Origin of the sequence: Rhizobium sp. Leaf384 (genome assembly GCF_001424065.1) — a bacterium.
Taxonomy (GTDB): Bacteria; Pseudomonadota; Alphaproteobacteria; order Rhizobiales; family Rhizobiaceae; genus Ferranicluibacter.
In genome coordinates, this window is the sequence record NZ_LMQE01000007.1 from 350019 (window position 1) to 362515 (window position 12497).

Sequence of the window (12497 nt, forward strand, 5' to 3'; positions counted from 1 at the left end):
CGGAAAAATGCGGCACTGCACGCTTGCGCTGCCGCTGCCACTCCGACGCTCCGTCTTCGCACAAGGCCGCAGAGGCAATATGGCCGCATGCTGATCCACCAGGGCGCGGCGCGCAACGAACGTATCGATGTCCATCTCGCCTGCTGGCTGGCCGGCGTTGCCGGCGCGCTCAACGCCACGGCCTTCTACGCGATCGGATTCTTCGCCGCCAACATGACCGGCAACGTCTCAGCGCTGTCGGATCATGTCGCGACGAAGGACGGTCGAGCGAGCCTGTTCTATCTCTCGATCGTGCTCGTCTTCATCCTCGGGTCGGCAGCATCCTCGCTGATCGTGAATGCCGGACAGCGACGCGGCAGGAATGGCGTCTATGCCGGATGCATTCTCGTGGAAGCGTTGCTTCTCGCGCCGCTCGGCCTTGCGGATCTCTTCGTCACGGCGGAATGGCGCGTCGAGATGCTGGTCCTCGGCCTTGCCTTCCTCATGGGACTGCAGAACGCCACGGTGACGCGCATCTCCAATGCCCGCATCCGGACCACCCATGTCTCCGGCATGGCGACCGACATCGGCATCGAAATCGCGATTGCCATCGACATCCTGCGGGGCCGCGCGGTTCCCGCGGACGCGGTCGACAACCGGGCAAAGCTGCGTCTGCATATCGCCACGATCGCCGCCTTCTTCGGCGGCGGAGTCCTCGGCGTGCTGATCTATCAGGCGATCGGCGGCGGGCTGCTCCTGGCGGCCGCCCTTCTCCTCATGGCGATCGCGCTGCACGCGCTGCGCCGTGCCCGCAGAAAGCCCGGCTGAACGTCCCACCGAACGGGCCTGTGGCCTGGCTGGCTCGACGTCAGGTCGCGGTCTGTGCCGGCGCCTCCTTGCTCGGCTGCGAGCGGCGGCCCTTGAAGAGGCGGCGCACGGTCACGAACAGCAGCGGAATGAAGAAGATGCCGATGAAGGTCGCGGCGATCATGCCGCCCATGACGCCGATGCCGATGGAGTTCTGCGCACCCGATCCGGCACCGCTCGCAATGGCGAGCGGCATCACGCCAAGGATGAAGGCGAGCGACGTCATCAGGATGGGCCGGAGCCGCTGGCGGGACGCTTCCATCGTCGCCGAGACGAGATCCTTGCCCTGCGCCTGTTGCTCCATGGCGAATTCGACGATCAGGATCGCATTCTTCGCCGCGAGCCCGATGGTCGTCAGCAGCCCGACCTTGAAGTAGACGTCGTTGGATTCCCCCATGATCGTGGCGGCAAACAACGCTCCGAAGATGCCGATCGGCACGGCCAGCATGACGGCGAACGGGATCGACCAGCTTTCGTACAGGGCAGCCAGCGCCAGGAAGACGACAAGACCGGAAATCAGGTACAGCTGCGTTGCCTGGCTGCCCGACAGCCGCTCCTGCGCCGACAGCCCCGTCCATTCATGGGCAAAGCCCGCCCCCTGCTCGGCCATGATCGTGTCGATCGCGTTCATGGCGTCACCGGAGCTGACGCCGGGTGCGGCCGAGCCCTGGATCTCGACGGCGGACGCGCCATTGTAGCGCTCCAGACGCGGCGAGCCGAACGACCAGCTGCCGCCCGCAAAGGCGGAGAACGGCACCATGGCATTGTCGGCGTTGCGGACATACCAGGCGTCGAAATCTTCCGGCTGCATGCGGTAATCCTGATCGCCCTGAAGATAGACAGGCTTCACACGACCGCGATCGATGAAATCGTTGATGTACTTTCCGCCCCAGGCCGTGGACAGCGTCGCATCGATATCGGACAGGCTGAGATTGAGGGCGCTCGCCTTTTCCTGGTCGATGTTCACCTGATACTGCGTCTGATCCTCCTGGCCGTTCGGACGGGTTCCCTGCAACAGCGGGCTTTGCCCGGCTGCGGCCAGCAGCTTGTTGCGCATGGCGATCAGCGCCTGGTGACCTTCGCCGTTGATGTCCTGAAGGTGGAGGTCGAAGCCGCCGGAGTTGCCGAAACCGGGAATGGCAGGCGGAGCCAGCGCGGTGACGGAACCGTCCTGAATCTTCGAGAATGCCTTTCGCGCCCGGCCGACGATGGCCGATGCGCTGCCCCTGGGATCGGTGCGCACATCGAAGCCCTTCAGGCGCACGAATGTCAGGCCGACATTCTGACCCTGCCCGCCGAAGCCGAAGCCGGCAGCGCCGAAGACGCCGTCGACATAGTCCTTTTCCTGGTTGAGGTAATAGTCCGTGACCTGCTTCATCACCTTGAGGGTGCGGTCCTGCGTGGCGCCGGGCGGCAGCTGGACGCTGGTGATGAGAATGCCCTGGTCTTCTTCCGGCAGGAACGAGCTCGGCAACCGGTTGAAGAGATAGACGACGGAGCCGATGATCAGGAGGAACACGACGAGGAAGGCGAAGGGTCGACGGATCATGCCGGAAACGCTGCGCTGATACCCGTTCGTCGTGCGGTCGAAGCCCCTGTTGAAGACACCTGAGAGGCCCTTCTTCTTGGCGCCCTCCTTCGGCTTCTTCAGGAGGGTGGCACAGAGCGCCGGCGTCAGCGTGAGCGCGACGACGACGGACAGGACCATGGCCGAGACGATGGTCACCGAGAACTGGCGATAGATGATGCCGACCGAGCCGGAGAAGAAGGCCATCGGGATGAACACGGCCGAGAGCACCGTGGCGATGCCGACCAGCGCGCCGGTAATCTCGTTCATGGACTTGATGGTCGCCTCGCGCGGCTCGAGCCCCTCCTCCTCCATGATGCGCTCGACATTCTCGACGACGACGATGGCGTCATCGACCAGAAGGCCGATGGCGAGCACCATGGCGAACATGGTCAGCGTGTTGATCGAATAGCCGAAGGCCGCGAGCACCCCGAACGTGCCGAGCAACACGACGGGCACCGCCAGCGTGGGGATGAGCGTGGCGCGAAAACTCTGGAGAAACACCAGCATGACCACGAAGACCAGCACGATCGCCTCGATCAGGGTCTTGATCACGTCCTTGATCGACAGCTTGACGAAGGGCGTGGTGTCGTTGGCATAGGCCACCTCGACATTCTGTGGCAGCGTCTCGCGCAGATTGTCGATGGCGCTCGTCACGGCCTCTGCCGTGTCCAGCGCATTGGCGTTGGCCGCCAGATAGACACCAAGGCCGGACGCGTTCTTGCCGTTGTAGATGCCGGACGTATCGTAGGTTTCCGCGCCGAGTTCAACGCGGGCGACGTCGTTCAGGCGCACCAGCGACCCGTCCGGCTGGCTCTTGATGATGATGTTTTCAAACTGCTCGGGCGTCTGCAGCCGGCTTTTGGCAGTGACGGTCGCATTCAGCTGCTGGCCCTTGCGCTGCGGCAGGCCGCCGAGCTGGCCCGCGGACACCTGCGTGTTCTGCGCCTCGATGGCGTTCGAAACATCACTCGCCATGAGGTTGTATTTGACCAGCTTGTCGGGATCGAGCCAGATCCGCATCGCATAGCCGGAGCCGAAGATGCGGGTGTCGCCGACGCCGGGCACGCGCTTGATCGTGTCGTTGAGCGTGCTGTCGATATAGTCGGACAGGTCGAGCGAGGAGAGGCTGTTGTCGGTGGAAACCAGGGCAACAACCATCAGGAAGCCGGTGGAGGCCTTGGCGACCGTGATGCCGCTCGACTGCACGCTTTGCGGCAGCTGCGACTCGACAAGCTGGAGCTTGTTCTGCACCTGCATCTGCGCGACATCCGGGTCGGCCGCATTGGTAAAGGTGAGCGAGATCGTCGCCGAACCCGTCGATTGCGAGGTCGAGGTCATGTAATCGAGATTGTCGATCCCGGTCATGCCCTGCTCGATGACCTTGGTCACCGAATTCTCGACCGTCTGTGCATCCGCTCCGGCATAGTTGGCGCTGATCCGCACCGATGTCGGGGCAATCTGCGGATACTGCGAGATGGACAGCGTGGTGATCGCGAGGAGGCCTCCCAGCATGATGCAGATGGCGATGACCCAGGCGAAGATCGGCCGGCCGATGAAGAAACGCGACATGGTGCGACCTCAGTTCTTCGATGCGGCGGGCGCCGCGGCTGCATCCGTGCCCGGCGTTGTGGCGACAGGCTCGGCGGCCGAGACATCGACGGGCTTTGCGGTTCCGCCCGTCTCCTTGGAGGCCTGCTCGAGTTCGCCTGTCGCGTCGTTGACGATGACGTCGGACGTCGTCACCTCCTGCCCGGCCCGGACGCGCTGGTAGCCCTCGACGACGACCCGTTCGCCGTCCTTGATGCCGTCGGCCACGAGCCAGCTGTTGCCGATGCTGCGATCGACCTTCAGCACGCGTTCCTCGACCTTGCCATCCGGCATCACGAACTTTGCCGTCGCGTCGCCCTTCGTGTTGCGCGACACGGCCCGTTGCGGCACCAGATAGCTGTTCTGGCGAATGCCCTCCTGGATCATCGCGCGGACATAGACGCCCGGCAGGAGGAGCTGTTCGGGATTGGGAAATTCCGCGCGGACGGTCACCGACCCCGTGGTCTCCTCGACCGCAGCATCAAGAAACTCGATCCGGCCGGTCTGATCATAATCGGATCCGTCTTCCAGCTTCAATTTGACGCTGACATTCGCCCCCGTCGTCTTCAGACGCCCGTCTTCGATCGCGCGTCGCAGCTTCAGGAGGTTGGCGCTCGACTGCGTCACATCGACATTGATGGGGTCGATCTGGCGGATCGTCGTCAGCGATGTGGTCTGGTCGGCGGTTACGAGCGCCCCGACGGTCACGGTCGAGGCTCCGACGCGACCGCCGATCGGGGCACGGATCTTGGTGTAGTCGAGATTGATGCGCGCCGTCTCGAGCGCGGCCTTTGCCGAGGCAACGTCGGCGTTTGCCTGCGCCAGAGCGCCCTGCGCCTCGTCCAGATCCTGCTGGCTGACCGCGTCGCTGCGGCTGAGACCCCGGTAACGCTCGACCTTTGCCTGGGCGCTCGGAACCGCGCCATTGGCCTTGGCGACGGCTGCCACCGCACTGTCGTAAGCCGCCTGGTAGGTCGCGGGATCGATTTCGTAGAGCACGTCGCCCTCCTTGACCGATCCGCCTTCCTGGAAGTTTCGCTTGCGCACGATCCCGCCGACCTGCGGCCGCACTTCGGCGATCAGCGATGCGGCAGTGCGTCCGGGCAGCAGCGCCGTGATGGCGACCGAGGTCGGGTGCAGCGACATCACGCTGACCTCCGGCTTTGCCGCCGGTGCGTTTGCAGGCTTCTGCTCGGTCTTCTCATTGCAGCCGGCAAGCGCCAGGAGCGCACCGAAAACCATTGCGGGGAGGACAAGGCGGATGTGGGACACGTGGAAATCTCCGGAGGCGACGGAACGGACATAGGCCGATGCGCGCATCAGACATCCCCATGAATGCGGCAATCTTCAGTGATCCCTGATATTTTTTATTCCCCGGCGGGCCAGGGGCTCCGGTGCCCTTTCCGGCGTCACAGCGAGGCGGTTATGCCGCCGTCCACGTAGAGGACATGGCCGTTGACGAAAGAGGATGCGGCCGAGGCAAGGAACACGCAGGCGCCGACCAGTTCCTCGACCTGCCCCCACCGTCCCGCGGGCGTGCGCTTGCCGAGCCAGGCCGAGAAATCCGGGTCTTCGACCAGCGCTGCATTGAGAGGCGTCTCGAAATAGCCGGGCGCAATCGCGTTGCACTGGAGCCCATAGCGCGCCCAGTCCGTCGCCATTCCCTTGGTGAGATTGGCCACGGCGCCCTTCGTTGCGGTGTAGGGCGCAATCGATGGACGGGCGAGCGCAGCCTGAACGCTGGCGATGTTGACGATCTTGCCGGCACCACGTGCGATCATATGTCGCGCCACGGCCTGGCCCACATGGAAGACGCTGGCGATGTTGGTCTGCAGCAGCCGTTCGAAGGCCTCGGGCGGAAAATCTTCGAGCGGCGCCCGATGCTGCATGCCGGCATTGTTGACGAGGATGTCGATCGGCCCCGTCTGTGCCTCGAACCTGTCGATGGCAGCCCGCACCGCATGATGGTCGGTTGCGTCGAAGCCAAGGCTCAGGGAACCTGGCACAGCCGCGACCGCAGCCTCAAGCTTTGTCGCATCGCGTCCGTTGAGCACCACCTCCGCACCGGCTGCCTGCAATCCGCGGGCCAGCGCCAGGCCGATCCCCTGCGAGGATCCCGTGACCAGCGCACGACGACCGGTCAGGTCGAACAGATCGAGGCTCATCGGCGGATCTCCGTCTTCTGGATGGATGTGCGGCCCGGCGCCGCGGCAAATGACACTTGCGCCTCGATCGCCGCCTTGTCGATCGCCGACCAGACCTCTTCGATCCGGCCGTCGCGAAAGGTGTAAAAGACATTCTCCGAAAACCGGACCCTCCGCCCGTTGACCGGCAACCCCAGGAACATGCCGCTCGGTGTGCAGTCGAAAGCAAGCCGGCTGGCGACGACGGGCGGATCGGCGACCAGAAGGACGATCCGAAAGGCGAGATCGGGGATCTCCCGGAAGTCCGTCTCGAGCATCGCACGATAGCCGCCGACGCCGATCGGACGACCATTGTGCCGGACATCGTCGCAGACGAAATCCCCCAGCTCGGACCAGGCCTGCCGGTTGAGACAATCGATATACTCGCGATACAGTCGGGAAAGTTCGGTGCCTGTCATGACGAATCTCCGCTTCGCCCCAGAGGAAAGGGAGCGCGGTCGAAAGAGCCTGCCAGGGGCACCGCGAAAGCGCACGCGCAAGAGGAGTTAGAGCATCATGTCGTTTTTCGAAGCCGTCGATCCCGTGTTTTCGACCTATGTCTTCAGCAACGGGCCGGTCAAGCAGCTGGCAACCGGCTTCGACTGGGTCGAAGGCCCCGTCTGGTTCGGCGACCTCAATTGCCTGCTTTTTTCCGACATTCCCAACGACCGCATCCTGCGCTGGTCGCCGGATGGCGGCCTCTCCACGTTCCGCTCGCCATCGAATTTCTCCAACGGCCAGACGCGCGACCGTCTCGGGCGCCTCGTGACCTGCGAACACGGGACACGGCGGGTGACGCGGACGGAATATGACGGGAGGATCACCGTCATTGCCGATCGGTTCGAGGGGAAACGCCTCAACTCCCCGAACGATGTCGTCGTGGCATCCGACGGCGCCATCTGGTTCACCGACCCGATCTACGGCATCTTCAGCGACTATGAGGGACATCGCAGCGCGCAGGAACTGCCCTGCAACGTCTACCGCGTCGACCCCTCGGGCGAGATCCGCGCGATGCTCACCGATTTTCGCTCGCCGAACGGCCTTGCCTTCAGCCCGGACGAGCGTCGGCTTTATGTCGCCGACACCGGCCTGCCGAACAGCGACGACCCTTGCCACATCCGCGTCTTCGACGTGGCCGAGGATGGCCGGCTCTCGGGCGGTGCGGTCTTCCATGTCATCTCGCCGGGCGTTGCCGACGGCATCCGGCTGGATACGGACGGCAATGTCTGGTCGTCCGCCGGCGACGGCGTGCACTGCATCGCGCCGGACGGGCATTTAATGGGTCGCATCCTGCTTCCGGAGCGCGTCTCCAACCTGTGCTTCGGCGGACGTGCGCGCCATCAGCTGTTCATGACGGCGACGACGGGCCTCTATGTCGTCGCGCTCAACCGCAACGGCGCGCTCTGACGACCGGGCGTTGACGCCAGGATGATCGCCTCGGTCTCGCCGAGCGGCAGCGGACGACCGAGCAGATAGCCCTGCACTTCGCCAAATCCCTCGCGGCGGAGTGCCTGCAGCTGCTCCTCGGTTTCCACGCCCTCGGCAAGTGTCGTGGCGTTGAAGCCGGAGCCGATCCCGGCGACCGCGCGGATGATGGCAAGGCTGCCGGCATCCGTCTCGATGCACGAAACGAAGCTGCGATCGAGCTTGATCTTGTCGAAGGCAAAACTGCGCAGATAGGACAGCGACGAATAGCCGGTGCCGAAATCGTCGATGGCGATCCTGAGGCCGAGCGCCTTCATCGCGCGCAGGAGCGGCAGGCTCTGGCCGACATCGGTGAGAAAAACGGACTCGGTGATCTCGATCTCCAGCCGTTCGGGCGCAAGTCCGCTGCTCTCGATCGCCTGTCGCACCATATCCAGGAGGCCCGCATCGCGAAATTGCGAGACCGAGAGATTGACCGCGATCCTCAGATGGGCCGGCCACCGGGATGCCGTCCAGCAAGCCTCGTTCATCGCCCATTCGCCGATCGGAACGATCAGCCCGGTCTCCTCGGCAATGGGGATGAAGTCGATCGGCGCCACCAGCCCGCGTTCCGGATGGTTCCAGCGGATCAAGGCCTCGAAGCCCGCGAGAACCGGGCCGTCGATCTCGCAGATCGGCTGGTAGTAGAGTTCGAACTGTCCCTCGGCCAGCGCGTGATGCAGCGCAAGCTTCATTTCGTGCCGGCGCTCCGCCTCCCTGCGCATTTCGGGGCGATAGAGACGGAAGGTCGATCGTCCCCCTTCCTTTGCCGCGTAAAGCGCCAGGTCGGCGTCCCGCATCAGCCCGTCATCGTCCGTGGAGTGCTCCGGGGCGCGCGCGATGCCGATGCTGCAGGTCACGTGCTCGGCGATGCCGTCGATATCGAAAGGCACGCGCAGGGCGGACAACAGCCGGTCGGCCACCTCCTCCGCGGTGCGCCCGTCCTGGAGCTGCAGCACGATCGCGAACTCGTCTCCCCCGAGCCGCGCCACGAGATCGCTCTGCCGGATGTTGGAAAGGAGGCGGTCTCCCACCTGGCAGAGGAGAGCATCACCGGCCGCATGCCCTTTGCTGTCGTTGATGGTCTTGAAGTGGTCGATGTCGAGATACAGCAGGGCGACCGGCGCTTCCATCGTTGCCGCGAGCGCGGCTCGCCGGATGTGATCGCTGAAATAGGCACGGTTCGCCAGGCCGGTGAGCGAATCGTGCATCGCCATGTAGGCCAGCCGGGCTTCGGCCTCCCGCTCTTCCGTCACATCCTGCGAGATGCCGAGCACATAGCGCGGTCGCTTGCCCTTGCGCGTCGGCAGCACGCGCTTGGCGGTGCGCAGGATGCGCTTCCCGCCCGAGGGATCCTCGATGGTCTCCTCGAAATTCACCGTCCCCGATGTCGCCAGCGCGCAATCGTCCTGTTGGCGGAATTGCCTCGTCTGGCGCTCCGAGAACACCATCCCGTCGGATCCCGTCACGACCGTCTCGGACGGCGTGCCGAAGATGCTGCCGCAGGCGGCGTTGTAGAGCACGTAGCGGCCATTCTCCTCGATGTCCTTGACGAAAACGGCAACCGGCAGGTTCTCGATGATACTGTCGAGCAAGGTCTGGGTCTCGCTGACCTTCTGGCGGGCGGCGATCACCTCGGTGCGGTCCTGGACGACGGCAAGGATCGCCTGCCGCCCCTGGTAATGCACCTCGCGTCCGTAGGTGATGACATCGAGCGCCGTCCCGTCGGCCTTCAGATGCGTCCACCGCTCGGCCCGATCGACATCGTTGCGCTTCGCCACGGCATCCATCATGCGCTGTCGCTCGGAGGCGGGGCGGATGTCGAGAACCGTCAGCCGCTTGTACGCCTTCTGGCTATAACCGTAGAGTGCGACAGCGGCATCATTGACGACGAGGAAACGATAGGTCAGTGGATCATAAAGCCACATCGGCGACGGATGGGTCTGAAACAGCATTCGGAAGTCATCCGTCGGCAGAAGCAGGCGTGTGGATTCTCCGAAAACGCTGACCATCAACCTACCCTGACCTGTGCTATGAACCGGAAGAATAACAAGCAAAGCTAAATAAATATCCAATAATATATACATCCATTGATTGCTGAATCAGGAAGAATTCGCGCACTGGTAAAGACAATGCCCCCTTGGGGAACGCGGATCACCTCTTTCGGGGGGCATTTTTCACGACGTGTTTACGGGCGTGCGTCGGAACCAGCGGGACACGGGCGCATTCAGACGAAGAGTTCCACCCGCAGGCGTCCTCGAACCTGCTCATCCCCCCATCACCTGCCGGAGACACGTTCCATGATATCTGTTGGACGGATTGCCGAACTTTGGCGCTACCCGGTAAGTTCGGTCGGGGGCGAGAAACTGGACCACCTCGATGTCGCGGCAACCGGTGACGCCAAAGCCGCGGCAGCGGATGCATCCCCGAGCGGCGTTCCCGGCAGTCGATCCTTTCTGCTTTTCGACGCGGACACGCGCGAACCCGCGGCACCGGAATCGAGCGAGCGCTGGCGCAAGGCGCTGCATCTCGTTTCGCGGCTGCGACCGGACGGCATGGCCGAAATCGGCTTTGCCGACGGCACGTGGCGGCCGGCCGATGCGCCGGATCTGGAAGATCGCCTGTCGGCGCATTTCGGCTTTTCGGTCGGCTTGGCCGAGACGCGGGGAACCGGGGGAAACTGGCCCGTGGTCGAGCCGCGCTACAAGGCAAGCCCTCTCCACATCCTGACGACGGCCTCGATGGAGGCCATCCGGGCAAGCGATCCCGCATCGACCCTCGATGCACGACGGTTCCGGCCGGATATTCTGATCCAGACGGAGACGCCATCAGGCTTTGTCGAAAACGACTGGATCGGCCGGAGGGTCGTCATCGGCACGCTGGAGATCCATGTAACCGAAGGCACGAAGCGGTGCGGCATGACGCTCGCCGCACAGCCCGGACTGCCGGAACAGCCCAACATCCTGCGCAGTATCCTGCGCGGCAACCGGCGCAACCTCGGCGTTTACGCCGACATCGCCGTCCCCGGCCGGGTCACCCTCGGCGCCGAGGTCTGGGTCGACGCCTGAGGGCCTTGCGTTACGCGGCGTTCATGTCGATCCCGACAAGGATGCCCGACCCTGCGCCCCCGATTGTCCCGTCAATCTCGCCAAGGATCGTCGTGGAGACGATCCCGCCGAGTTCGTGCGCGCTGGTGATCCCCTGAATGAAGGGAAGCTTGTGCAGCAGGAAGGCGATGGACACGCAGTAGAGGTTCCGGTTGACAGGCGCCGTCAGGATCGGACGGAACGTATCATCGAGATCGACCCCACCGGTGCGCACCACCGCCGGTTCGTTCGGCATCTCGATCAGAACCGTCGAGACGGGTGTCGTGGCCTTTCGGACGAACCCGTGCTGGACGAGACTGGGGAACGGGATGTCGCGCGCCGAAAGCTGGTGCTGCCCCGTTGCATCGATGAAGGCCGTGAAGGTCTCGGACCGGCCCTCGAAGCTGACGGTCGCGCCGCGATCGACGTTTTCCGTATCGACATCGGACTCCCTGCCGAGCCGAAGCACCTCCAGCTTGCCCGCGCGCCGAAGCGCCAGCAGGCGGCGGATCGACTGGTGCGGCACGGTCGCGTAATCGTCGATGAACACGGTCTTGAAGTGCTTGTGGAAGCGATCGAGATCGTCTTTGTTGAAGAACGGCACGGCCCGCGCGATGACCTCGTGCATGCGCAGGATCGCATAGCGCCAGCCGATCGTGCGCCGGTCGCGCTCGTTCTGTTCGGCCTCCGCGAGGTTCGCAGCCGCCCAGACGAAGGGATCCGCCCCCTCCCGGTCCGCGAAATAGGCCGGCGCCAGCGTCTCCACCGTCAGCATCCCCAGACCGACCCGCTCGGCATAGGCAGGATCGGCTGCAAGCAATTCGGCCCGAAAGAGGTCGAAGATCGGATCCAGAAGATCACCCCGACCCCCTGCTACCAGGGCATCGACCGCTTCCGGTGTACAAATGGACAAGGGCAGATAGGGATAGGGACAATAGAAGTCGGCTTCCGGCAGCACGCCCTTGCGCGACATCAGCGCCGCCGAAAAGGCCTCCGTTCCGGGCGACGGGAAGTATTCGAGCGATCCTGCGGCATCGAGGTAGAAGGCGCCGTGTGCGGTGGCGACGGTGATCAGCGCATCGATGGCGCTCAGCGACGTTCCAAGAATGCCGACGCGCCCAGGCGGAATGGTTTTCAGCACCGGCGCCGGCCAGGGCGACATGAAGTAGCCCGGGCGCGTCTCGGTCGTTTCCGGCCAGTCGTGCCCCGTTGCCATCACCACGTGGTCGAAGGCATAGCGCTGCTGTCCCTCCGGTCCGGTGGCGGTGACGGCGATGTCGCCGGGATGAAGATCGATATCGTCGACCCGATGCAACGCCTTGATCTCGATGACATGCCCGGCCTTGCGGCCCTCGATCACGCACTGGCGGAACTGGTCCTGAAAGAACTCGCCGAGCACGATCCGCGGATAGAAGGAACGCTCGGCAATGGCGTCCCGCGCCACATTCATCCGCTCCAGCTCCGCGTCCGTCTGGCGGCGAAGCCAGGCGACGAGCGTCTCGTAGATCGGCGGCAGTTCGATGCTGGCGATATTGGCCAGCATGGCCTGGTCGTTGATATCGGGATGATAGGGCGTCCCCTTCCCCGGATCGGCATCGCTTTCGAACACGGTGATGTCGAGCGGCCGCGGGCAGGAGACGAGGCCGTGAAGCGTGTAGATACCGGTCGGACCCGACCCGATAATCGCAATTTTAACTGTCATGAAAACACCGGAACGCCACGAGTGTGAAGAAGGACATGTGACGGGCAACAAAGCCCCCA

Annotated in this window: 9 protein-coding genes; 3 read left to right on the plus strand and 6 right to left on the minus strand. The window is 64.1% G+C overall.

The genetic code is table 11. The features are described from left to right. The first annotated feature begins 87 nt into the window (after positions 1–87). Entirely contained in the window at positions 88–807 is a 720-nt protein-coding gene (locus ASG25_RS17360; RefSeq protein ID WP_062476756.1) for a YoaK family protein, read from the plus strand. A 40-nt stretch (positions 808–847) separates the two neighbouring features. On the opposite strand, the gene ASG25_RS17365 is transcribed toward ASG25_RS17360, so the two are convergent. From ASG25_RS17365 to ASG25_RS17380, 4 genes are all read right to left on the minus strand, one after another. Beyond that, on the minus strand, positions 848–3985 hold the full coding sequence (locus ASG25_RS17365; RefSeq protein ID WP_062476759.1) for an efflux RND transporter permease subunit: 3138 nt from the start codon (positions 3983–3985) through the stop codon (positions 848–850). A 9-nt stretch (positions 3986–3994) separates the two neighbouring features. Further along, positions 3995–5245 carry an efflux RND transporter periplasmic adaptor subunit gene (locus tag ASG25_RS17370; RefSeq protein WP_156379818.1) on the minus strand — a complete coding sequence of 417 codons (1251 nt, stop codon included), beginning with the start codon at positions 5243–5245 and terminating at the stop codon, positions 3995–3997. 167 nt (positions 5246–5412) lie between these two features. Beyond that, positions 5413–6168, minus strand: coding sequence for an SDR family oxidoreductase (locus ASG25_RS17375; protein WP_062476765.1), 756 nt, complete (start codon positions 6166–6168; stop codon positions 5413–5415). After that, entirely contained in the window at positions 6165–6605 is a 441-nt protein-coding gene (locus tag ASG25_RS17380) for an ester cyclase (protein ID WP_062476768.1), read from the minus strand. The genes ASG25_RS17375 and ASG25_RS17380 overlap by 4 nt, the downstream gene beginning before the upstream one ends. A 97-nt stretch (positions 6606–6702) precedes the next feature. On the opposite strand from ASG25_RS17380, the gene ASG25_RS17385 reads away from it, so the two are divergent. After that, positions 6703–7593 (plus strand): SMP-30/gluconolactonase/LRE family protein, encoded by an 891-nt coding sequence (locus ASG25_RS17385; protein WP_062476771.1) that lies wholly within the window; start codon positions 6703–6705, stop codon positions 7591–7593. On the opposite strand, the gene ASG25_RS17390 is transcribed toward ASG25_RS17385, so the two are convergent. Then, positions 7557–9662: a bifunctional diguanylate cyclase/phosphodiesterase gene (locus ASG25_RS17390; protein WP_062476774.1), complete on the minus strand. Its 2106-nt coding sequence runs from the start codon at positions 9660–9662 to the stop codon at positions 7557–7559. The genes ASG25_RS17385 and ASG25_RS17390 overlap by 37 nt on opposite strands. Positions 9663–9950: 288 nt before the next feature. Between ASG25_RS17390 and ASG25_RS17395 the strand changes: the two genes are divergently transcribed. Beyond that, entirely contained in the window at positions 9951–10718 is a 768-nt protein-coding gene (locus ASG25_RS17395; protein WP_062476777.1) for an MOSC domain-containing protein, read from the plus strand. A gap of 10 nt (positions 10719–10728) precedes the next feature. On the opposite strand, the gene ASG25_RS17400 is transcribed toward ASG25_RS17395, so the two are convergent. Then, positions 10729–12438, minus strand: a complete 1710-nt coding sequence (locus ASG25_RS17400) for an FAD/NAD(P)-binding protein (RefSeq protein WP_062476780.1) — start codon at positions 12436–12438, stop codon at positions 10729–10731. Positions 12439–12497 lie beyond the last annotated feature (59 nt).